Origin of the sequence: Actinomyces ruminicola (assembly GCF_900103885.1) — a bacterium.
Lineage (GTDB): Bacteria > Actinomycetota > Actinomycetes > Actinomycetales > Actinomycetaceae > Actinomyces > Actinomyces ruminicola.
Genome location: NZ_FNIM01000009.1, coordinates 1 through 22,323, shown reverse-complemented (window position 1 = coordinate 22,323; position 22,323 = coordinate 1). Strand labels below are relative to the sequence as shown.

The 22,323-nt window shown below is 70.4% G+C and carries 13 protein-coding genes and 4 tRNA genes; 9 read left to right on the top strand and 8 right to left on the bottom strand.

Annotated elements, in window-relative coordinates:
• Nucleotides 1-10: 10 nt before the first annotated feature.
• The 3 genes from uvrB (at nt 11) to BLR49_RS08245 (ending at nt 6,022) form a co-directional block, all read left to right on the top strand.
• Nucleotides 11-2,107: an excinuclease ABC subunit UvrB gene (gene uvrB / locus BLR49_RS08255; protein ID WP_092536267.1), complete on the top strand. Its 2,097-nt coding sequence runs from the start codon at nt 11-13 to the stop codon at nt 2,105-2,107.
• 294 nt (nt 2,108-2,401) lie between these two features.
• A complete protein-coding gene (locus BLR49_RS08250; protein ID WP_092536264.1) occupies nt 2,402-3,472 on the top strand; it encodes a TerC family protein in 1,071 nt (356 codons plus the stop codon).
• Nucleotides 3,473-3,532: 60 nt separating this feature from the next.
• Nucleotides 3,533-6,022, top strand: coding sequence for an HAD-IC family P-type ATPase (locus BLR49_RS08245; RefSeq protein ID WP_176765820.1), 2,490 nt, complete (start codon nt 3,533-3,535; stop codon nt 6,020-6,022).
• A 34-nt stretch (nt 6,023-6,056) separates the two neighbouring features.
• Here the strand turns inward: BLR49_RS08245 and BLR49_RS08240 are convergent, their stop codons facing one another.
• Nucleotides 6,057-6,341 (bottom strand): YciI family protein, encoded by a 285-nt coding sequence (locus BLR49_RS08240; protein ID WP_092536258.1) that lies wholly within the window; start codon nt 6,339-6,341, stop codon nt 6,057-6,059.
• A 276-nt stretch (nt 6,342-6,617) separates the two neighbouring features.
• Between BLR49_RS08240 and BLR49_RS08235 the strand changes: the two genes are divergently transcribed.
• Nucleotides 6,618-7,211 carry a hypothetical protein gene (locus BLR49_RS08235; protein ID WP_143013730.1) on the top strand — a complete coding sequence of 198 codons (594 nt, stop codon included), beginning with the start codon at nt 6,618-6,620 and terminating at the stop codon, nt 7,209-7,211.
• Nucleotides 7,212-7,359: 148 nt separating this feature from the next.
• Here the strand turns inward: BLR49_RS08235 and BLR49_RS08230 are convergent, their stop codons facing one another.
• Nucleotides 7,360-9,576 (bottom strand): hypothetical protein, encoded by a 2,217-nt coding sequence (locus BLR49_RS08230; RefSeq protein WP_092536252.1) that lies wholly within the window; start codon nt 9,574-9,576, stop codon nt 7,360-7,362.
• Complete coding sequence (locus BLR49_RS08225) at nt 9,573-10,304, bottom strand: ABC transporter ATP-binding protein (RefSeq protein WP_092536249.1); 732 nt, start codon at nt 10,302-10,304, stop codon at nt 9,573-9,575. The genes BLR49_RS08230 and BLR49_RS08225 overlap by 4 nt, the downstream gene beginning before the upstream one ends.
• A 225-nt stretch (nt 10,305-10,529) precedes the next feature.
• Here BLR49_RS08225 and uvrA point away from each other — a divergent pair, with 225 nt between their 5' ends.
• A complete protein-coding gene (uvrA, locus tag BLR49_RS08220) occupies nt 10,530-13,382 on the top strand; it encodes an excinuclease ABC subunit UvrA (protein ID WP_092536246.1) in 2,853 nt (950 codons plus the stop codon).
• Here the strand turns inward: uvrA and BLR49_RS08215 are convergent.
• Together BLR49_RS08215 and BLR49_RS08210 are read right to left on the bottom strand one after the other, a co-directional pair.
• Nucleotides 13,345-15,438, bottom strand: a complete 2,094-nt coding sequence (locus BLR49_RS08215; protein WP_092536244.1) for a 6TM ABC transporter family protein — start codon at nt 15,436-15,438, stop codon at nt 13,345-13,347. The genes uvrA and BLR49_RS08215 overlap by 38 nt on opposite strands.
• Before the next feature lie 438 nt (nt 15,439-15,876).
• Nucleotides 15,877-18,240 (bottom strand): hypothetical protein, encoded by a 2,364-nt coding sequence (locus BLR49_RS08210; RefSeq protein ID WP_092536241.1) that lies wholly within the window; start codon nt 18,238-18,240, stop codon nt 15,877-15,879.
• A 79-nt stretch (nt 18,241-18,319) separates the two neighbouring features.
• On the opposite strand from BLR49_RS08210, the gene BLR49_RS08205 reads away from it, so the two are divergent.
• On the top strand, nt 18,320-19,699 hold the full coding sequence (locus BLR49_RS08205) for a UTP--glucose-1-phosphate uridylyltransferase (RefSeq protein WP_092536239.1): 1,380 nt from the start codon (nt 18,320-18,322) through the stop codon (nt 19,697-19,699).
• An 89-nt stretch (nt 19,700-19,788) separates the two neighbouring features.
• Here BLR49_RS08205 and BLR49_RS08200 read toward each other — a convergent pair.
• Nucleotides 19,789-19,861 (bottom strand) — tRNA-Val (locus tag BLR49_RS08200).
• A 155-nt stretch (nt 19,862-20,016) separates the two neighbouring features.
• Here BLR49_RS08200 and BLR49_RS08195 point away from each other — a divergent pair.
• From BLR49_RS08195 to BLR49_RS08185, 3 genes are all read left to right on the top strand, one after another.
• Nucleotides 20,017-20,089: transfer RNA gene (locus BLR49_RS08195), tRNA-Gly, on the top strand.
• Between the two features lie 31 nt (nt 20,090-20,120).
• Nucleotides 20,121-20,191 (top strand) — tRNA-Cys (locus tag BLR49_RS08190).
• A gap of 1 nt (nt 20,192) precedes the next feature.
• A tRNA-Val gene (locus BLR49_RS08185) sits at nt 20,193-20,267 on the top strand.
• Nucleotides 20,268-20,281: 14 nt separating this feature from the next.
• On the opposite strand, the gene BLR49_RS08180 is transcribed toward BLR49_RS08185, so the two are convergent.
• Nucleotides 20,282-21,184, bottom strand: coding sequence for a Cof-type HAD-IIB family hydrolase (locus BLR49_RS08180; protein WP_092536236.1), 903 nt, complete (start codon nt 21,182-21,184; stop codon nt 20,282-20,284).
• 1 nt (nt 21,185) lies between these two features.
• Entirely contained in the window at nt 21,186-22,196 is a 1,011-nt protein-coding gene (locus tag BLR49_RS08175) for an HAD family hydrolase (protein ID WP_245690561.1), read from the bottom strand.
• Nucleotides 22,197-22,323 lie beyond the last annotated feature (127 nt).

Below are 22,323 nucleotides of genomic sequence, written 5' to 3'. Positions count from 1 at the left end.
GCCTGGTCCCATGCGTCCTGTCACCGACCTGCGTCGCGCCGAGAAGCCCTTCGAGGTCATCAGCCCCTACACCCCCTCGGGCGACCAGCCCGCCGCCATCGCCGAGCTGACCGAGCGCCTGAACGCGGGGGAGAAGGACATCGTGCTGCTGGGGGCCACCGGCACCGGCAAGTCGGCCACCACCGCCTGGCTGGTGGAGCAGGTGCAGCGCCCCACCCTCATCCTGGAGCCCAACAAGACCCTGGCCGCCCAGATGGCCGCCGAGTTCCGTGAGCTCCTGCCGAACAACGCGGTGGAGTACTTCGTCTCCTACTACGACTACTACCAGCCGGAGGCCTACGTCCCCCAGACGGACACCTTCATCGAGAAGGACTCCTCCATCAACGACGAGGTCGAGCGGCTGCGTCACTCCGCCACCAACTCGCTGCTCACCCGGCGCGACGTGGTGGTGGTCTCCTCCGTCTCCTGCATCTACGGCCTGGGCACCCCCCAGGAGTACGTCGACCGCATGACCCCGCTGCACGTGGGGGAGCAGATCGACCGCGACGAACTGCTGCGCCGCTTCGTCACCATGCAGTACACCCGCAACGACGTCGACTTCACCCGCGGCACCTTCCGCGTGCGCGGCGACACGGTCGAGATCATCCCCATGTACGAGGAACTGGCCATCCGGGTGGAGTTCTTCGGCGACGAGATCGACGCCCTGGCGACGCTGCACCCGGTCACCGGCGACGTCATCGACCGGGTGGACGAGGTCTACGTGTTCCCCGCCTCCCACTACGTGGCCGGGCCCGAGCGCATGGAGCGCGCCATCGCCGGCATTGAGGAGGAGCTGGCCGAGCGCCTGGCCGTCCTGGAGCGCGACGGCAAGCTGCTGGAGGCGCAGCGGCTGCGCATGCGCACCACCTACGACTTGGAGATGCTCCGTCAGATCGGCACCTGCGCGGGCGTGGAGAACTACTCGATGCACATTGACGGCCGCTCCCCGGGCACGCCGCCCAACACGCTGCTGGACTACTTCCCAGAGGACTTCCTGCTGGTGATCGACGAGTCCCACGTGACCGTCCCTCAGATCGGCGCCATGCACGAGGGCGACGCCTCCCGCAAGCGCACCCTGGTGGAGCACGGCTTCAGGCTGCCCTCCGCGCTGGACAACCGGCCGCTGACTTTCGCCGAGTTCGAGGACCGGGTGGGGCAGACCGTCTACCTGTCCGCCACCCCCGGCGAGTACGAGACCAGACGCTCCGACGGCGTTGTCGAGCAGATCATCCGTCCCACCGGGCTGGTGGACCCCAAGATCGTGGTCAAGCCCACCGAGGGCCAGATCGACGACCTGCTCGAGGAGGTCCGCCGCCGGGTGGACAAGCACGAGCGGGTCCTGGTCACCACCCTGACCAAGCGCATGGCCGAGGACCTGACCACGTATCTGGCCGACAGGGGCGTACGGGTGGAGTACCTGCACTCCGACGTAGACACGCTGCGCCGCGTGGAGATCCTTCGCTCGCTGCGGCTGGGCGAGTTCGACGTGCTGGTGGGCATCAACCTGCTGCGCGAGGGCCTGGACCTGCCGGAGGTGTCGCTGGTGGCCATCCTCGACGCCGACAAGGAGGGCTTCCTGCGCTCAGCCACCTCACTCATCCAGACGATCGGGCGGGCGGCCCGCAACGTCTCCGGCGAGGTGCACATGTACGCCGACCAGGTCACCCCCGCCATGGCGGCGGCCATCGAGGAGACCGAACGGCGCCGCACCAAGCAGCTGGCCTACAACGCCGAGCACGGCATCGACCCGCAGCCGCTGCGGAAGAAGATCGCCGACGTCACCGACATGCTCGCCCGTGAGGACGTCGACACCGCCGAGCTGCTGGCCGGCGGCTACCGCGGGCACGAGGAGAAGCAGGTCGTCTCCCGCCGCAAGCGGGCCGCCGAGGCCACCGTGCGCGAGAAGCTGGCCGGGGCCGCGCAGAGCGACCTGGCCGGGCTGATCGAGGAGCTGACCGCGCAGATGCACGCGGCCGCCGAGGACCTGCACTTCGAGCTGGCCGCCCGGCTGCGCGACGAGATTCAGGACCTGAAGAAGGAGCTGCGGGACATGCGGGCCACCGCCTGAGGCGGCCGCGCCGGGCCGTGTCGGGACCACCCCCGCGCGGCGGCGTCGGCAAGAACACACCGCTTCGGGGCGCCGTGGGGTAGCGGGGCCGCCTGCTGCGGGCGCTAGACTCGGCGTACAAGCCCATACGGAGGGGAGTACTCCCAGCAACGGCGACGTCGTCATCACGGCGGACCGGAACGGCACCGCACCGCGGCAGCCCCGGCCCCCGGCGTCGCAGGCCAGATGATGAGCGCGATCCGCGCCCTGGCGGGAGGAGACCTCCGGTACCAGACCGTACCGGAGGTACATGTAGTGGATGTCCACGCCCTCGGCTGGCTCGCCCTGGCCGCCATCATCATCACGATGATCACGATCGACATCGTCGGTCACGTGCGCACCCCCCACGAGCCCACCCTCAAAGAGGCCGCCCAGTGGTCCATCGGCTACATCGCCATGGCCGTGGTATTCGGCGGTATCGTCTGGGCCGTCTGGGGAAGCACCTACGGCCAGGAGTACTTCGCCGGGTACATCACCGAGAAGGCGCTGAGCATCGACAACCTCTTCGTCTTCGTCATCATGATCGCCGCCTTCCGGGTGCCCCGGAAGTACCAGCAGGAGGTGCTGCTGGCCGGCATCATCATCTCCCTGGTGCTGCGCTTCGCCTTCATCATGGCCGGCGCCGCCCTGATCGCGAACTTCTCCTGGGTGTTCTACCTGTTCGGCGCCTGGCTGCTGTGGACCGCCCTCTCCCAGGCCCTTGAAGGCGTGGAGGAGCCCGACGCGCACGAGGACGAGGAGTACCATCCCACCGGCCTTGTGCGCCTGGTGGCGAAGGTGGTGCCCATGACTGACGGCTTCGTCGGCGGCAAGCTCATTCACCGGCACGCCGGTCGCACCATGATCACCCCGATGCTGCTGTGCGTGATCGCCATCGGCACCGCGGACGTCATGTTCGCCGTCGACTCGATCCCGGCGATCTACTCCCTGACCAGCGAGCCCTACCTGGTCTTCGCCGCCAACGCCTTCTCCCTGCTGGGCCTGCGCCAGCTGTACTTCCTCATCGACGGGCTGCTGGACCGGCTCATCTTCCTGCACTACGGGCTGGCCGCCATCCTGGCGTTCATTGGCCTCAAACTGGTCAACCACGCGCTGCACACCAACGAGCTGCCGTTCATCAACGGCGGTGAGCCCTGGGAGGTCATCCCCGAGCCGGACATCGGCTTCTCGCTCGGCTTCATCGTGGTGGTCATCCTGATCACCGTGGCCGCCTCCATGCTTGTGTCCCGGCGGCGCTCGCGCCGGGAGGGGCGCGCGGCCGCGGGAAAGGCCCCCGAGGTCGGTACGCATCAGGAGACCGCGGTGACGGCGCAGTCCGGTGCCTGAGCCGCGGACACGCTGGGAGTCTCCCAGGAAGTTCCGCGTCGGGTAGGACATGCTGAGCCAGTGACCAGAACACCCACCACGACCGCGCCCGCTGAGACTCTGGATACGTCCGGGCTGACGGCGGGCGAGGTAGCCGAGCGCGTGCGCGCCGGAAAGACCAACGCCTACCGGGACACCACCTCCCGCTCGGCCGCCGCGATCCTGCGCGCCAACGTCTTCACGGTCTTCAACGCCATCCTGGGCGCCGCCCTGGTGCTGATCCTGCTGTTCGGCTCCTGGAAGGACGCCCTGTTCGGCTTCGTGCTGCTGCTGAACACGGCCACCGGCACCATTGCGGAGGTACGCGCCAAGCGGGCCCTGGACCGCCTGTCCGTGCTGGACGCGCCGCGCGCCCACGTGCTGCGCGACGGTGTCGAGCAGGACGTGGACGTGGCCGCGGTGGTGCTCGACGACGTGCTGCGGCTGCGCGGCGGCGAGCAGGTACCCGCCGACGCCGTGGTGCTGACCAGCGACAACCTGGAGGTGGACGAGTCCATCCTCACCGGCGAGTCCGACCCGGTGCGCCCCGACACCGACGACCGGGTCATGTCCGGCACCACCGTCACCGCCGGCACCGCCCTGGTACGCGCCACCGCGGTCGGCGCCGACGCCTACGCCCGCCGGCTGGCCCGGGAGGCCCGCCGCTACTCGGTGGTCACCTCCGAGCTGCAGGAGGGCACCAACCGGGTGCTGCGCTGGATCTCCTGGGTGATCGTGCCTGTGGCGCTGCTCCTGGTGTGGTCGCAGCTGCGGCAGAACGGCGGCGTGGCGCAGGCTCTGACCTCCGGGCAGTGGCGCGTCGCGCTGGTCGCCGGAATCGCCGGCGTGATCGGCATGGTGCCGCAGGGCCTGGTGCTGCTCACCTCCGTCAACTTCGCCACCGCCTCCCTGGCGCTGGCCCGCCGCAACGTGCTGGTGCAGGAGCTGCCAGCCGTGGAGGTGCTGGCCCGCGTGGACACCCTGTGCCTGGACAAGACCGGCACCATCACCACCGGCGCCATCCGCCTGGAGGAGGTCACCGCCCCCGACGGCGCCGCCCCGGTGCGGGAGGTGCTGGAGGCACTGGCCGCACTCAGCGACGGCGAGGACCCCAACGCCACCGCCGTCGCCATCGCCCGCGGACTGGCGGATCAGCGGTACCTGGGGGAGCAGGCCGCCGCGGCCGGGGCCCGCGCGGTTCAGGCCGCCGTGCCCTTCTCCTCCCGCCGCAAGTGGTCGGCCGTCCGCTACGACGACGTCACCTGGGTGCTGGGCGCCCCCGAGATCGTCCTGGCCAGGACTCCCGGAGCCGAGGCCGCGCTGGCGCGGGTACGCGAGCGCGCCGTCGACGGCGCCCGGGTGGTGGCGCTGGCGCGCTCAGGCGAGTCCTGCGGCACCGGCGCCGACGACCACTTGCTGCCCGGCGGCCTGGAGCCCGCGGCGCTGGTGGTGCTGGCCGAGGAGATTCGCCCCGACGCCCCCCAGACCCTGGACTACTTCCGGCAGCAGGGAGTGGAGGTCAAGGTGATCTCTGGGGACAACCCGGACACGGTGGCCGCCGTCGCCCGCCGGGCGGGCGTGACCGGCCCGGACGGCGGGGAGCCGGTCGCCGTCGACGCCCGCACCCTGCCGCAGGAGGCGGACCCGGAGGGGCCGGAGGCCGCCCGTCTGGCCGACGCCCTGGAGGGCGCGAGCGTGCTGGGGCGGGTGACTCCCGAGCAGAAGCGCGCCTTCGTGCGGGCGCTGCGCAGCCGGGGCCGGGTGGTGGCCATGACCGGCGACGGCGTCAACGACGCCCTGGCTCTGAAGGACGCCGACCTGGGCATCGCCATGGGCAACGGCGCGCCCGCTACCAAGGCGGTGGCCCGCCTGGTGCTGCTCAAGGGGGAGTTCTCCGCCCTGCCGGGCGTGGTGGCGCAGGGACGGCGGGTCATGGCCAACACCGAGCGGATCGCCTCCCTGTTCCTGGCCAAGACCGTCTATGCCTCGCTGATAGCCGTGGTCGTGTCCCTGACCGCCATCGCCTACCCGTTCCTGCCGCGGCAGCTGACGATCGTGTCCTCGCTGACGATCGGTATCCCGGCCTTCATCCTCGCACTGGCGCCCAATAGCCGCCGCTACCGGGCCGGCTTCCTGGGGCGGGTGCTGACCCTGGCGGTGCCCGCCGGGCTGGTGGCCGGCTGCGCCACCCTGGCGGTCCGTACCTGGCTGGTGGCCGTGGGGGTTTCGAGCGAGCAGGTGACCACCGGCGCCACGCTGGTGCTGGTGTGCTCCGGGCTGTGGCTGCTGACGCTGACGGCCCGGCCGCTGCTGGGGTGGCGGCTCGGCCTGGTGGCGGCGATGGCGGGCATCGCGGTGCTGGGCGTGTTCGTGCCCGTGGTGCGCGCCTTCTTCCTGCTGGCGTGGCCGACGGCGACCACCTGGTGGATCATCCTGGCTGTCTCCGCCGCCGCCGTGGCCGGCATCGAGGCGGTCTACCTGCTGCGCCCGCGCCTGGTGGCGTACCTGCACGCCCGGGGCCTGGTGAACTGAGCCGGGCGCGGGCGGTGGGCGCCGGCTCCGGCCCTCAGGACAGGACGCCGATCACCGGGTTCCACTCGTGGGGGATGCGCTCGGCGATGAAGCCCTCCCGGTTGAAGGGGTCCTCCTCCAGCAGGGCCAGGGCGCCGGCGGCGTCGTCGGCGCGCACCACGATGAGCGCGTCGTGCGTGCCCACGTAGGGGCCGGCGGCCAGCAGTCGGTCCTGCTCGGCCAGCGCGGCGTTGAAGGCGCGGTGGGTGGGGCGGAGGGCGGCCATGGCCTCGTCCTGGTCGGTGACGTAGTGGTACTCGACGGCGAAGATCTTGCTCATGCCGCCAGCCTAGCCACCAAGCGTCCCGGACGTCGGCCTTCGGGATTCGCGTCCTTGATTGGCTACGCTCGGTGCCGTACAGAGTCGTATTCCCGAGTGGACCATCGAGGCGCCGCAGTCCCCAGTTCCCCGCGAGGTCGTGAATGTGGGGGCCTGCCGCTCGGGTGGCCCACCGACAGGAGCTGGCCGCTGTGCGCCGAGTGCGGTCTGCCGATGTCCTTCCTCCTCCAGGCGGGGGAGTCCGCGCAGCTGCCTCACCTGTCGGCGGATCAGGCGATGTTCGTGTTCAAGTGCGAGCGGTACAGCATCTGCTCCTTCTGGGAGCCGGACACGGGCTGCAACTGTGTCGCGCTGGTCGACTTCGGCGATCTGAGTGACACAGCGGCTCCTGCGCCAGCGGGCACTCCGGTGCTGCTCGAGCTGTGGGCACGGCGGTGGCGCGTGCATGACGACGGCGTGGATGCGTCCCTCGAACCCGCCTTCTTCGATGCCCGGCATAACGCGATGCCCGAGGACAGCGCATACCCGCACGACTTCAATTTCGCGCTCCAGACCAAGGTCGGCGGCCTTCCCTACTGGACGGCGAATGGGCCCGCGGTGCTGCTGCACCCCGATATGGCTCTCACCGATGGCGGGAACTGGCACCTGGTGCTCCAGCTCGACACCGCGCTGGAGGTGGTAGACCCCATCGACGCGGTGCAGGCCTACGCCGACTCACACCCCATAGGCCCCGCGCGCGAGGGCGCCGCGGAGGTCTATCCGGAGGACGGAAGTGTTGGGATCGCGAATTTCTGCCTGGACGGAATCGGCTATGTGCTCGTCGACAGCTCTTCGCACTCACGACAACCGGTGTTCCTGATCAACCGTTGACAGGGGCGGCTCATCATGGCTGTTGCTAGTGCCGTACGCGCACTCCACGACCCTGGGGTACAGATCACGACCACCCCGGGGTCGTGGAACGTACCCCGAGGTCGTGTTTTGCATTCCTGTGTGCTCAAGGAGGCGCCGAAGGACCGCATCAGGGGCGCCAGCGGCGGGTGGCACGTCCGGTGGCACGCGCCGCGCTGATGCTGGCAACGGCAGCTACCAGCATCGTAATCGCCAAGCAGACGGCCGCGTAGGCCGGACTGGGACGCCACAGGACACTGTCATTGTTCGTGGCAACTCTCGCCTGGCCTAGGGGCAGAATCAGGTAGAGGACCGTCGCGGTCACGCCGGACACGAGCACGATCACGCCGGTGCGCCAGCGGGCCGTCGAGGCCGCGCATGACACCGAACCGGACAGGGCCCCCACAGACGCCAGGTTGCGGGCGGCGCGCGCGGAGTCATGCGCCAGTGCCAGCCCGAGCACGATCGCCAGTACCGACAGCCCCACGGCGCCCAGGGTCACGGTCCAGCGGGAGCGGATGTACTGCACCTGACCGGCGGTAATCCACTCCTGCGGCTGGCAAAACACCTGCACACCAGGGGCATTGGCGTGCAGCATCCGCTCGATCCTGCGCATATCTAGGTCCGCGCCGTTCACCGACATGAGGTAAACGCCGCTGCCGGTCTCGTAACCGCGCATGATTTGGCCGGGGGCGGCCGTCGGAGTGATCTCAATGTCGGTTGCACCGGCGAGTTCGTACACCTGCCCGAGGACGGGAACGTTCGTCAACAGTTCGGTGGCCGAGACCTGCTGCTGGGCGCATTCCAGACCCCAGGAGGACAGCAGCTCGCAGCTGGCTTCGATATGGGGCATCGGCTCTGTGTCGGCCGCGTCCGCCTCGTCGAAGTCGGTTCCGGCCGAGAATGCATCGACACCATCGGGCAGGAGCGCAACCAGATCCTCGGGAGCAGCGGCCGCATCCAGATGGTCAAGGACGGCGACTTTCTCACCCCACCTGTCCAGTGTCTCTACCGACTCGAAGTACTGCGGGGACATGGAACTTGCCCACAGCTGGATCTGGCCTCCGGCCAGCAGTGCCAGCGTCATCGCCAGTGCCAGATGGCTACTGGCCTTGGACAAGGACACCAACTGGCGGCCCGCGATCAGGCGCCCGGCGTGACCGCGACGGTAGCCCCAGCGGGCCAGCATTCGACCGCACCAGGCGGACAGCGCCGTCACCACGCCGGGCAGCGCCAACACGGTGACCAACACGCCGATCGCATATGCGAACTGCTTGAGTATGGAGGATGGATTCCACAACGGGAACCAAACTGCCAGAAGCAAGCCGCAGATGAGCAGCAGCGACGGGCTGGCTTTTTTCCAGCGACGGTGACGCCGCCGGGGCGCTGTTGCCTGGCGGCCGTGCCCGCGGCCGAGCAACACAATGGTGACGGCGAGCACCGCGCCGATCAGCAGTGCGGCAACAATGGGGGCGGCCAACCGCCGCGTATCCGCGGCCGGGAACCAGGCGTCCACCCAGGGCACGCGCACATCCATGCACATGGCAACGCCGGTGAGCGCCCCCGCGAGCACAAAGCCGCCTAGCATTCCCGGCCAGGTCTCCGCCAGGTCGATAACCGCCAGGTCACGGCGGCGCAGGCCGGAGGTCACCAGGGCAGTGATACGCCGCCGGTTCTCCTCCCCGCGCAGCGAGGAGGCGGAGGCGGTTGCGCCGAGGCCGGGCAGGAGCAGCACCCCGGCCACCAGCAGCAGGACCTCCGCCACGGGCGAGGCGTTCAGCGAGCCTGAGCCTGCGTAGGCGCCACCCTCAATCGTGGCGCCGAAGCCGCAGATCGGCTCCATCGCATCCGCGTTGAGTGCCTGTTCGGTCGGGCGCAGGTACACGCGCCTCTCCTGCGGCACTTCCAAGCCGTCCAGGCCGATCTGAGCTGAGACGGGGCCGAACAGCCCCTCCAACTCGCCGGTCAGGTCCCGGGCGAGGGCGGGGGAGACCACGGCCTCGCCGGGCTTCGGCCACTCTGCAACGCCGGGAGGCAGCGGGGCGTCGTGGCTCAGCGGGGAGATGACGATGACGGTGGCCGGGCGGTTGTTCACCTGGGTGAACCCGCCGAAGCGGTACAGGACGGTGGCCTCCTGCGCGTCGCACAGCTGCGGGGCAATGGACTCGGCGCGTTCCCGGTGCAGGGCATCCCCGAACCAGGTCAGTGCGAGGCCGGCCAGGCTCAGGCACAGCAGACAGGTCCCCAGGAACAACGCCACGGTCTGAGTACGTGCGAGCAGCCGGGACTCCGAGTGCCGCAGGCTGGTGCCGATGCGCAGCAGACCGGACAGCAGACGGCGGTTCATCGGCCCGCCGCCTGCCCGGACTGGTGAACCGTCGCGGTCAGTTTCCCGTCGGCCAGCGCCATGACATGATCTGCGCGCTGTGCAACCACGGGGTCGTGGGTGACCAGCAGGATGGCGCAGCCCAGCTGCTGCGGTAGGGAGACCAGCGTGTCCATGACGCGGTCCCGGTTGGCGGGGTCCAGCGAGCCGGTGGGCTCGTCAGCGATGAGCAATTGTGGGGAGTTGATGAGTGCGCGGGCGATGGCGATGCGCTGGCGCTCACCGCCGGAGAAGGAGGAGGTGGCCCGCTCCTGCACGGTAAGTCCCAGTTCGGCGAGGATCGCGTGGGCGCGCTCCTCGGCGTCGGTGGCGGGCACGCCCGCCACCAGCGCTGGCACGATGATGTTCTCCACGGGGGTCAGCTCATCGATGAGGTAGCCGTCCTGGAAGACCATGCCGATGTGCTCGCGGCGGATGCGGGCGGTGCTGGCGCTGTTGCCGGCCTGCATGGCCTCGCCGCAGATGGTGATGGAGCCGGCGTCGGCGCGCAGCAGTCCGAGGATGGCGGACAGCAGGGTGCTCTTGCCGGAGCCGGAGGGGCCGATGAGCGCGGTGGTGCTGCTTGCCTGCAGAGTCAGATCCAGGGCGTCTAGGACGGTGCGCTCTCCGAAGGAGACGGTGAGGCCTTGAACCGCAAGCACTGGCTCGGTGCCGGGCTGTGGAATCACAGATGACGGTTGCGCGGTCATGAGGAGATCCGTTGTCACTGGTCGGGGATGCGGCACCGTCTGTGTGCCAGGTCAACGATAGGCGTGAGCTGGCACGAAACCGGCCCGGCGCGCGGAGCCGCTCCGCATGGATGGCGGTGCCGACGCCGTCGCAGCCCGAAGTGACTGCGACCGGGGGCAAAGACCGTGTCCCACGCAGTCGAACGGGTGTACGAAGACGGGTCCTTGGCCCTACACTCTGACCCCGTGAACGACTCCCTCATCATCCGTGGCGCCCGCGAGCACAACCTCCAGGGCATCGGCCTTGATCTCCCGCGCGACAAGATGATCGTCTTCACCGGGCTGTCCGGCTCGGGCAAGTCCTCTCTCGCCTTCGACACGATCTTCGCCGAGGGGCAGCGCCGCTACGTGGAGTCGCTGTCCTCCTACGCCCGCCAGTTCCTCGGCCAGATGGACAAGCCCGACGTTGACTTCATCGAGGGCCTGTCCCCGGCCGTGTCCATCGACCAGAAGTCCACCTCCCGCAACCCCCGCTCCACGGTCGGCACCGTCACCGAGGTCTACGACTACCTGCGCCTGCTGTACGCGCGCGCCGGCGTCCAGCACTGCCCCGTGTGCGACGCCGTCATCTCCTCCCAGACGCCCCAGCAGATCGTCGACCACATCCGCCACATGGAGGACGGCACCCGCTTCCAGGTGCTCGCCCCCGTGATCCGCGGCCGCAAGGGCGAGTACACCGAGCTGTTCGCCGAGCTGCAGGGCCGCGGCTTCTCCCGCGTCCGCGTCGACGGCGCCACCCACCGCCTGGGGGAGGTGCCCGCCCTGAACAAGAAGCTCAAGCACAACATTGAGGTCGTGGTCGACCGGCTGGTGGTGCGCGAGGGCATCCGCCAGCGCCTGACCGACTCGGTGGAGACCGCCCTGGGCCTGGCGGACGGCCTGGTCATCATCGACCTGGTGGACCTGGCCGAGGACGATCCCGGCCGCGAGCACCGTTACTCCGAGAAGCGCGCCTGCCCCAACGAGCATCCGCTCCAGCTGGACGAGATGGAGCCGCGCACCTTCTCCTTCAACGCCCCCTACGGCGCGTGCCCCGCCTGCACCGGTATCGGCAGCCGCCTGGAGGTGGACCCCGAGCTCGTCGTCCCCGACGAGGAACTCACCCTGGCCGAGGGCGCCGTGGCCCCCTGGGCCAGCCACCAGAAGTACTTCACCCGGCAGCTTCAGGCGCTCGGCGAGGAGCTCTCCTTCGACGTCGACACCCCCTGGCGGGCCCTGCCCGAGCGCGCCAAGGACGCGATCCTGCGCGGCAAGGATTTCGAGATCAAGGTCCGCTACCGCAACCGCTGGGGGCGTGAGCGCATCTACTCCACCGGCTTCGAGGGGGCCCTCAACTACGTCATGCGCAAGCACGACGAGACCGAGTCCGAATGGTCCAAGGACCGCTATGAGGGCTACATGCGGGAGGTCCCGTGCCCGGTCTGCCACGGTGCCCGGCTCAAGCCGGAGGTGCTGGCCGTGCGCGTGGGCGATAAGTCCATCGCCCAGCTGTGCGATCTGTCCATCAGTGAGTGCCGGGACTTCCTGGCGGGCCTGGAGCTGAGCGGCCAGGCCGCCCAGATCGCCGGCAGCGTCCTGAACGAGATCGCCGCCCGGCTGGGCTTCCTCGTCGACGTCGGCCTGGACTACCTGAGCCTGTCCCGGGGCGCCGCCACCCTCTCCGGCGGCGAGGCGCAGCGCATCCGCCTGGCCACCCAGATCGGCTCCGGCCTCGTCGGCGTACTCTACGTGCTCGACGAGCCCAGCATCGGCCTGCACCAGCGGGACAACAGCCGCCTCATCGAGACCCTGGAGCGGCTGCGGGACCTGGGCAACACCCTGATCGTCGTCGAGCACGACGAGGAGACCATCCGCTCGGCCGACTGGGTGGTGGACATCGGCCCCGGGGCGGGGGAGAAGGGCGGCCAGGTCGTCTACGCCGGTGAGGTGGCGGGCCTGCTGGACGCCCCCGGCTCCATCACCGGCGACTACCTTTCCGGCCGCCGCGCCATCGAGATTCCCGCCCACCGCCGCAAGCCCGTCAGGGGAAAGGCCGTGACCGTCGTCGGCGCCCGCGAGAACAACCTCAAGGACGTCACCGTCACCTTCCCGCTGGGAGTGTTCACCGCGGTCACCGGCGTCTCCGGCTCCGGCAAGTCCTCCCTGGTCAACTCGATCCTCTACCAGGTGCTCGCCAACCGCCTCAACCGGGCCCGCGGCGTGCCCGGGCGGCACAAGACCGTGCGCGGCCTGGACAACCTGGACAAGGTCGTGCACGTGGACCAGTCGCCCATCGGCCGCACTCCGCGCTCCAACCCGGCCACCTACACCGGCGTGTGGGACCACATCCGCAAGATCTTCGCCTCCGTGCCCGAGTCCAAGGTGCGTGGCTACGGCCCCGGCCGCTTCTCCTTCAACGTCAAGGGTGGCCGCTGCGAGGCCTGCAAGGGCGACGGCACCCTGAAGATCGAGATGAACTTCCTGCCGGACGTGTACGTGCCCTGCGAGGTGTGCGGCGGCGCCCGCTACAACCGGGAGACCCTGGAGATCCGCTACAAGGACGCCACGGTCGCCGACGTCCTGGACATGACCATCAGGCAGGCGGCCGACTTCTTCGCCGCCACCCCCATCATCGCCCGCCACCTGAACACGCTGGTGGAGGTGGGCCTCGGCTACGTGCGCCTGGGGCAGGCCGCCACCACCCTGTCCGGCGGCGAGGCCCAGCGGGTCAAGCTCGCCACCGAGCTGCAGCGCCGCTCCACCGGCCGCACCATCTACGTGCTTGACGAGCCCACCACCGGACTGCACTTCGAGGACATCCGCAAGCTCCTGGGCGTGCTGCAGGGGCTGGTGGACAAGGGCAACTCCGTGGTGGTGATCGAGCACAACCTGGATGTCATTGCCAACGCCGACTGGATCATCGACATGGGTCCCGAGGGCGGCAAGGACGGCGGCACCGTCGTGGCCACCGGCACGCCGGAGGACGTCGCCCTTGCCGAGGGCTCCTGGACGGGCCGCTACCTCAAGGACATCCTGGCCCAGCGGCGAGCGGCGAGCTGACCGGGGACGCCCCGGGCCCTGTCTGCGCCGCCTGCCCCGCCTGCTCCTGCGCGAAGTGGTTGTAGGCCAGGGACAGGCCGAAGCACACCACTCCGGCGACGACCAGCGCCAGGATGCGCGTGAGCGAGTTCTGGCCGGCCAGGTCCACCACCGCCAGCTTGAGCACCACCAGCAGCACCAGGGTGAGCCCGTAGTGGCGCAGCGTGGCGGCCCGCAGCCGGAAGCCGACGGCAATGCACACGGTCCCGGTCGCCAGCACCACGCCGGTCACCAGCAGCGAGGCTGCGGCCGCACCGGTCAGTATCATCACCGCCCACCACAGCGCCAAGCTCTGCGACGCAGCGATCGCCAAGGTGACGCCGGTACGCCGCAGCCAGGGCAGCAGCATGCGTCCGCCCACGATCACCAGCGCCAGCGCCACGGCCACCAGCGGCGCCTCCAGCAGCGGTGAGCCCAGGGAGTCGGCCCGCATCAGCACCGTTGCGCCGAGCATCGTCAGCAGGGCGTCTCCCAGCCAGGCCAGTGTCGGCGGGGCAGGGCGCAGCGGGGTGCGCAGGTCGGCAGCGCCCTCCAGACGGCCGGCTCGCTGACCAGACAGTAGGATGCGCGGGGAGCACTTGGAGGTGAACAGGCCCAGGCCCGCCAGCCCCAGCGCCGCCGCACCCGCCAGCAGCGGTGCCGGCATCCGGCCCGCTTCTCCGCCGCCGGCGCCCCCGAGCAGGCGGTCCAGCAGCCAGGGGAGGATCAGCACCAGGTCGGCGGCAAGTGCCCACGCCGCACCGGCCAGCCACGTCGGTCGATCCGCGGACTCTCCCGACTGCGGGGGCGGCGGTGCCAGCAGCGCCTCCAACGGCGCGGTCGGGGCGACGGCGATCAGTACCGCCAGCACGGTCAGCATCAGGGTGCTGCGCGCGGGGGACAGTCCCGCGACCAGCGCCGCCGCACCAGTCGCCGGTAGCAGGATCACGGGGGCGCTGTGGCCGAGGCGCACCACGGGCACGGCGGCCAGTGCGGTGGCCGCCACCGCCGTCGGCAGCAGGTCAAGACTCACCGCGAAGACGGTCGCCGCGATTCCGGTCACCGTCCCCAGATTCACGGGCGCGACCGCGCGCATCCATTCCTGGGCCTTCGTACGGGGGAGCAACCCCGCTGTGGACACGCATGCCAGGGCCAGGAAGACCAGGGCGATGCCGTTGCGGGCGGATGCGGTCACGCCCTCGGCGTATCCGAGCAGGAGTACCGCCAGCGCCTGGACGATCCCGGCGGCCGCCCATTCGTAGCCGATGACGCTGCCTGCGCCCGCCCTGGCCAGCAGGCGCGTCGAGTGGTGGGTCTGTACCAGGAGCACGGCGCCGGGCACGGTCAGCAGCACGATCCCCGGCAGTGGCTGGGCGAGCAACAGCCGGGCCGGGCCGGTCAGCAGCACGGTCGCCGTCACCACCATGGAGGTGCTCGGCAGCCAGGGCGCCAGGCGCATGCCCGGGGTGAACCGCGGCGCCGCGGCCGCCACCACTGCCAGGGCGACGACGTAGCAGTCGATCAGCATCCAGGTCAGCGCCGCCTGCTCCGGGTGGGCGGCCACCTGCGAGGTGGCGAAGCCGACGGTGACCATCGCCCCCAGCATGGAGATGATCGCGGTGAAGAACTGGCCAGTGGCGCAGGAGACCAGCAGCAGCACGAAGGCCCAGGCAACCATGAGTACGAAGGCGGCGACGCCGGGCAGGCCGGCGATCAGCGCGGCACCGATTACGGCGACGAAGCCGAGCGCACCGCCCGTGCCCGTGAGGGTGGCCGCCGTCACCCGTTGCCGCTCCCGCCGGTTGACCAGGATCGTGCCCGAGGCGACCATGGCGACGGCGATGACGCCGAGCGCCCCGACCTTGACGGCGTCGGGAATCCGGTCCCAGACCAGGGCGATCAGGCTCACTGCGGCGGACACGATCAGAAAGGCGGCTGCCCCGGACAGCACGTACCGGCCGATGTTCCCCTCCCGGCGGCGCTCCTGCTGGGGCTGGGGCGGCCGGGTGGCGAGTGGGCCGGCGCCGGTGACGCTCATGCCGCCAACGTGAGGGGCTGGTGCCGTCGGGCCGTTCTGCGACAAGGCGGCGGGTTTCTTTGCCACAGGCCCGACTGGCGGATACGTCGCCAGAGCCGGAGTTCGCGGCCGCGCAGGGGAGGCTTCGGGTACGGATCGTGCCGGGGGCGGCTGCGGCGGCGTGTGCTGCATCGGGGCGGGGCGTGGCTGTGACGGCGCCGGGGCGGGCCTTCGGCGCGCACCGGTCTCGTCGGGGGCCACACGGGCCGCCACCCAGTCGACCTTGCGCTCCAGGGAGGCCAGGCGTCCGATGATCTCATCGAGCCGTTCGCTGTTGGTGTCCATGATTCAAGGATCCGGTAGCGGTGGGGCGAAGTCACGCCACGCCGGTGGGCAGTACTACCCCTGCGGACACCATCCAGTACGCGGCCACAGCCGTCGGAGACGGGCGCCGCTCACCTACTGCGGGGGTGGTTGATCCTGCGGTCCTGGCATCGCCCGAGTCGGCCCGGGCCTGGCCCGGCGCGCCTGCTCGTGAGCGAACCGGTTGTAGGCCAGCGACAGGCAGAAGCAGGCCAGGCCGGCTACCAGCAGCGCCAGGATCTGAGTGATCGAGTTGCCGTCGGCCAGATCCAGCACCGCCAGCTTGACCACCACCAGCATCACGAGGGTCAGACCGTAGTGCCGCAGGGCGGTCGCCCGCGCCCGGAAGCCAATCACTATGCACGCAGTTCCGCTTGCCAGGACCAGCGCCGTCACCAGCATGGAGGTCGGTGGAACGCCGGTGAGGATCAGCGCCGACCACCACAGTGCCGCGCTCTGGAGGACGGCGATGGCCAGGGCTGCCCCCGTGCGTCCCAGCCAGGGCAGCAGGAGACGGGCACCGGCCACGGTGAGTGCCAGGCCCAGCACCACCAGGGGAGCGGCCGCCGGCACGCCTCCTGCGGAATGAGCCCGGTAGTCGGCCTCGGCAAGGGTCGCGGCCGCCTGCAGAGCCAGCAGGCCGAAACCTATCCTCGCTATGACCGGGACCTGGCGCACCAGCGGGGTACGCGGGCCGCCTGCTCCCTCCAGGGCACCGGCCCTTGCTCCCGAGACCAGCTTGAGCGGGGTGCAGCCTTGAGTGAACAGGCCCAGCCCCGACACCGCCAGGGCGCATGCTCCCGCCCACAGCGGCGCGGCGACGGTGTCCGGGGCCAGCAGCCTCAGCAACGACGGCAGCACCACCACCAGATCGGCGGTCATCAGCCAGGCCGCCGCCGTCAGCAGGCCGGTGCGCAGCCGCCGCGTCCGCGCCGGAAGCGAGTCGGGCGGATCGGCCAGTCGGCTCTCCAGCCAAAGGCCCAGGCCGATCGCGGCGACGACGGCCACGAGCACGAGTGCCACGGTGTCTCTGGCCGGCTGGGCTCCGGAGGCGAGCGCGAACGCCGCCAGTCCGGTCGAGGGCAGCACCGCCACCGGTGCACTCCGCCCGCCGCGCACTAAGGGTGCGGAGGCAGGTGCCAGAGCCAGCACCGCCGGCAGGAGCAGCCGGGGGTCCACTGCAACGGCGGCGGCCCCGACGCCCACCAGGGCCCCCAGATTCACGCCCACCACGTTCTGCGGCCAGGGTGTCTCGCCGCCGTCGGGGAGCAGGGCTGCGGTGGAAACGACCGCCGCGGTCAGGAGCACCACGGCCGTGAGGCTGCCAGTGCCCGCGGCGGCCGCGGGGTGCAGCCCGAAGCGCAGCACGGCAAGAACCAGGGCGACGCCCACGCCCGCCCACTCCCAGGCGGCCGCGTAGCGTCCGGCCGCGCGCGACAGCAGGCGTCCCGAGTGATGCGCCTGAACCAGCAGAACGACGGCGGGCAGGCACAGCAGCGTCACGCCGATCGGCGACCCGGCGGACAGCAGGCCGGCCGGCCCGATCACCAGTGCCGTGGCCGTCACCACCATCGAGGTGGTGGGCAGCCATGCGGCCAGGTGCATGCGCGGCGAGTAATGCGGCAGCAGCGCACATACCGCCGCCAGAGCGATCAGGTAGCCGCCCACGAGCGTCCATGCCAGTGCCGCCTGTCCGGGATCGGCGCCTGCCTGCACGCAGGCGAAGCCGATCGTCACCAGGGCGCCGAGGGTGGAGACGACGGCGGTGAAGAACTGCTGCGCCGTCCAGGACACCAGCAGCAGCACGAACCCCCAGGCGGCCATCAGCACCAGGGCCACGGGGGCGGGCAGGTCCATGAGCAGGACCGCGCCGATGATGGTTACGAACCCCAGCGCGCCACCGGTTCCGGTGATCGTGGCCGCCGCCACCTGCTGGCGGGGCCTGCTCTCCGCGAGAGTGGTTCCTGCCGAGGCCATTCCCAGCGAGAGCAGGCCCAGGCCGCCGACCTTCCAGGAGTCGGGGATCTGCTCCCAAACGAGCGCGATCAGGCTGACCGCGGCCAGCAGTACCAGCAGCGCCGCCGCGCCGGACAGCAGGTACGAAGCGACGTTCCCCTCCCGCTGCGGGGCTGCGTAGGCCTCGGTTGGTGCCCTGGCCGGGGTGCTGGGCGCACCCGGCGGGGGCGCCGGCCACTGCTGCCGGGCGCGTGGGGACGCATAGGGATCCGATATGTAGGGATCGAAGGCGTCGCTCGGCGTCGTCGCCATCGCGGCGGTGGCCTCCGCTGGCTCCGGTACCCTCGGATGCGGGGAGGCGGGCAGGTGCCCGGCGGGTTGCGGGGGCGCCGCCGGCGGGGATGACAGCTGGGTGAGCCTGCCCTCCAAACCGTCGACCTTGCGCTCCAAGGCGTCCAGGCGCTCGATCAGCTCGTCGAGTCGCGCACGCGCTTGGGAATCCATGAGTCAAGGATCCGGGATTGTCGCGGTGCTGTCACGGTTTTGGTGAGGGGACCTGCTCGCAGTGGGATAGCCTTTGTCCATGAGCACCACCGGATTGGCCGCCGCCCGGGCAAAGATGCTTGACGCCGGCGTCGCCCAGCAGGCCATTGATGTTTTCAGCCACTACTACCGGGCCCTCGAGGAGGGCGCCACCGGACTCGTCCCCGAGGACACCATCGAGCCACTCACGGACATCGACTCCATCGACGACGTCGAGGTTGACGAGGCCGCCGCCCGGGAGGCGCTGAGCAAGACCGTTCTGATCAAGCTCAACGGCGGGCTGGGCACCTCCATGGGCATGGATCGGGCCAAGTCGCTGCTGCCCGTGCGCGACGGCAAGACCTTCCTGGATCTGCTGGTCGACCAGGTCATGGCCGCCCGCGCCCGCTACGACGTCACCCTGCCGCTGATCTTCATGGACTCCTTCCGCACCCGCGAGGACACGCTGGCCGCCCTCGCCGCCCACCCGGGCATCGAGGTGGAGGGCATCCCACTGGACTTCCTGCAGAACCGCGAGCCCAAGCTGCGCGCCGACGACCTCACCCCGGTCGACTGGCCGGCGGACCCGAGCCTGGAGTGGTGCCCGCCCGGGCACGGCGACATCTACACGGCGCTGGTCTCCTCCGGCGTGCTCGACGCACTCCTGGAGCGGGGCTACAAGTACGCGATGACCTCCAACTCGGACAACCTGGGCGCCGCCCCCAGCGCCCGCATCGCCGGCTGGTTCGCCGCCTCCGGCGCCCCCTATGCGCCCGAGATGTGCCGCCGCACCCCCGCCGACGTCAAGGGCGGCCACCTGGCGGTGCGCAAGGCGGACGGCCGCATCATCCTGCGCGACACCGCCCAGACGCCGCCGGAGGAGATGCACTACTTCACCGACCAGTTCCGCCACCCCTTCTTCCACACCAACAACCTCTGGTTCGACCTGGAGGTGCTGCGGGACACGCTCACCGAGCGTCACGGCATCCTGGGCCTGCCGCTGATCCGCAACACCAAGACGGTGGATCCCTCCGACCCGGACTCCACGCCGGTCATCCAGCTGGAGACCGCCATGGGCGCCGCCGTGGAGGCCTTCGACGGCGCCACCGCGGTGGAGGTGCCGCGCAGCCGGTTCCTGCCGGTGAAGACCACCAACGACCTGTTGCTGGTGCGCTCGGACGTGTACGAGGTCGACGCCGACGGGCTGCTGCAGCAGGTCCCCGAGCGGGCCTGCGTGGTGGACCTCGACCCGCGCTACTACAAGCGGATCGCCGACTTCGAGGCGCGCTTCCCGCACGGGGTTCCCTCCATCCGGGAGGCGAACAGCCTGACGGTGCGGGGCGACTGGACCTTCGGGGCCGACGTCGTCGCCACCGGAGAGGCGGTCGTGGCCGAGGAGGGCGCGCCCGGTACGGTGGCGGACGGTGCCCGGGTGGGCTGAGGCGCCCGCCTGCGAGCACCGCATCGTTTGAACCCGTAGATGCGTGAGGCCCCCGGACCAGACGGTCCGGGGGCCTCACGTGCTTCCGGTGGGCGATACTGGAATCGAACCAGTGACCTCCTCGGTGTGAACGAGGCGCTCTAACCCCTGAGCCAATCGCCCGGTGCGGTGCAGACATTAGCGGTGATGGGGGCCTTCCGGCAAACGCGGGGCCGGTGAGGTGGATCACCGTGCGCGCATTTGCCTGAAGACCCCGGACGGGTGTTATGGTTCAGCCGCGCTCAGGGGAACGCATGAACCCCGCGAGCGACGAATATGCGGATGTGGCTCAGTTGGTAGAGCATCACCTTGCCAAGGTGAGGGTCGCGGGTTCGAGTCCCGTCATCCGCTCCGAGGCGCCGGGTCCTCCCAGCCTCTCAACGGTGGGTTGGCCGAGAGGTTAGGCACCGGCCTGCAAAGCCGTTTACACCGGTTCGAATCCGGTACCCACCTCGGGCGATTGGCGCAGCGGTAGCGCGCTTCCCTGACACGGAAGAGGTCACTGGTTCGATCCCAGTATCGCCCACCACTGTCTTCCGGCGCTCAGTCCGCCGGGAACCAGGCCTCCAGCACCTCCAGCACGCCGTCGTCGTCATTGCTGGGCGCGGTGAAGCGGGCGGCGGCCCGGGCCACCCGAGAGGCGTTGCCCATGGCGATGCCGTAGCCGACGCAGGCCAGCATCTCCGCGTCATTGCTGGAATCCCCGAAGGCCGCAACCTGCCCCCGACCGAGTCGCCAGTGCGCCAGCAGCACCTCCAGGCCGGAGGCCTTGTGCCGCCCGGGCACGATCAGGTCCACACTGTCGTGCCCCGACACCACGGGCACCATCGCCCCGCCCAGCGCAGCCTGCAGCCGGTCCAGGAAGGCCTGCTCGAAGCCGCGCTCATCCACCAGGGCGATCTTGGACACCCGCTGGCCGTTGATGTCCGTGGTGCGTGCGACGTACCGGTAGTCGGGGTGGTAGAAGGTCAGCAGCTCGCGCATCTCGGGTGACTCCGCCTGGCGCAGGTAGGCGCCGTCGGGTCCGGAGGCGATGAAGGCCGGTCCGCCGCCGTCGAGCACCGCCAGTGCCCGCTCCAGCGCGCCCATGGGAGCGCAGGTCTCCAGGATCCGGACCCCGTCGGCCAGGACGATCGCGCCGTTGTCGGAGACGACCCCGTCGGGAGCCAGGCCGTCCGCGGCCGGGAAGAAGCTCAGCAGCTGTGCCTCCTGGTTGCCGGAGGCGACCACGAAGCGCACCCCGGCGGCACGCATGCGGCGGCGCAGGGCCGTGAAGCGGGGATGGTCGTAGGTGGAGCCGGTGCGCAGGAAGGTACCGTCCATGTCCACCGCCACCACTCGCAGATCCGGCGGGCGTCCCACCGGGGGAGCGGGCAGGGTGATCTCCTCTCCGTCGACGTCGACCCCGAGCCCCGGTCCGGAAGTGGGGATGCCGTCCTGGTGCATCTCAGAACTCCTCAATCAGGCCGAGGCGCACGAAGGCCTTGGCCAGGCCGTCGTCCTCGACGTCGTCTGTCACCAGGTCTGCGGCCGCCTTCACCTCCGGGGCGGCGTTGCCCATGGCCACACCCACCCCGCAGTAGCGCAACATCTCCAGATCCACGGCGCCATCGCCGAAGGCCACCGCCTCGGCGGGGGAGGCGCCCAGACGGCTCAACAGCAGTTCGATAGCCGCCACCTTGTTGGCCGCCGGCAGGGCGAGATCACCGAACAGGGCGGCGTGCCCGCGCCCGCCCCAGGACCCCACCAGCAGCTCCGGAAATGCGCGCCTGGCCGCCTCAAGATCCTCCGGGGCGGACAGGACGAAACTGATCTTGTTGATGTCCTCGCGCGTCAGCTCCTCGGTGAGCACCAGGCCGGGCAACACGTCCGCGACCTGTAGGGCGGCGGCGTCCTCCCGCCCCTTTCCGGCGGCGTAGGCGCGGACTGCGGCGCGGGCGCGTTCGGGGAAGGACGGCGGCGCGTACAGTCCCGAGTTCGCCTCCAGGTAGAAGGTAAGGCCCCGAGCCTGCAGCCAGCCGACAATGCGGGCGCAGTCGTCTCGGGACAGGTGGCGGTGCAGCAACACCTCGCCGTGGTCCTCCACATAGGCTCCGTTGCCGCCGATCATGCCGTCCAGGCCGATGCTCCAGATCTTCTCGGGCATCTCGGCGCGGGAGCGGCCGGTAGTCACGTACACGCGGTGCCCGGCGGCGCGGGCGCGGCGGACCGCCCGGACGGCCGAGTCGGGCAGCTCGGTGGCGTAGGTGACCAGGGTGCCGTCCACATCCAGCAGGATGATGCGGGACTGTGCGGAAGATGCGCCAGGTCGCGAGTCGGCGGCAGGGAGGGCGGGCGTCGGGCTGGTCGGGGCCGGCCCGACGGTCGGCTGGCCAGCGGGTGAAGACGATACGGACACGGGTGACTCCTGGACGGCGTCGGCAATGCGAGTGCCGATGCGCGAGGGACGCTGAGACAACGCTCACAGCATAGGCGGCGGCTCGGTCCCGGGCCAGGACGTCCCGCCGTCCCACCGTCCCGCCCTGGCCGCTACTTCCCCGAGATCGGTAGAAGTTACGTGCCCAGATCGGTAGAAGTTACGTGCC

Coding starts and splice junctions, on each gene's coding strand:
- uvrB (WP_092536267.1), top strand. CDS start 11: ATGCGTCCTGTCACCGACCTGCGTCGCGCCGAGAAGCCCTTCGAGGTC.
- BLR49_RS08240 (WP_092536258.1), bottom strand. CDS start 6,341: ATGAGCAAGATCTTCGCCGTCGAGTACCACTACGTCACCGACCAGGAC.
- BLR49_RS08235 (WP_143013730.1), top strand. CDS start 6,618: ATGTTCGTGTTCAAGTGCGAGCGGTACAGCATCTGCTCCTTCTGGGAG.
- BLR49_RS08230 (WP_092536252.1), bottom strand. CDS start 9,576: ATGAACCGCCGTCTGCTGTCCGGTCTGCTGCGCATCGGCACCAGCCTG.
- BLR49_RS08225 (WP_092536249.1), bottom strand. CDS start 10,304: ATGACCGCGCAACCGTCATCTGTGATTCCACAGCCCGGCACCGAGCCA.
- BLR49_RS08215 (WP_092536244.1), bottom strand. CDS start 15,438: ATGAGCGTCACCGGCGCCGGCCCACTCGCCACCCGGCCGCCCCAGCCC.
- BLR49_RS08210 (WP_092536241.1), bottom strand. CDS start 18,240: ATGGATTCCCAAGCGCGTGCGCGACTCGACGAGCTGATCGAGCGCCTG.
- BLR49_RS08205 (WP_092536239.1), top strand. CDS start 18,320: ATGAGCACCACCGGATTGGCCGCCGCCCGGGCAAAGATGCTTGACGCC.
- BLR49_RS08180 (WP_092536236.1), bottom strand. CDS start 21,184: ATGCACCAGGACGGCATCCCCACTTCCGGACCGGGGCTCGGGGTCGAC.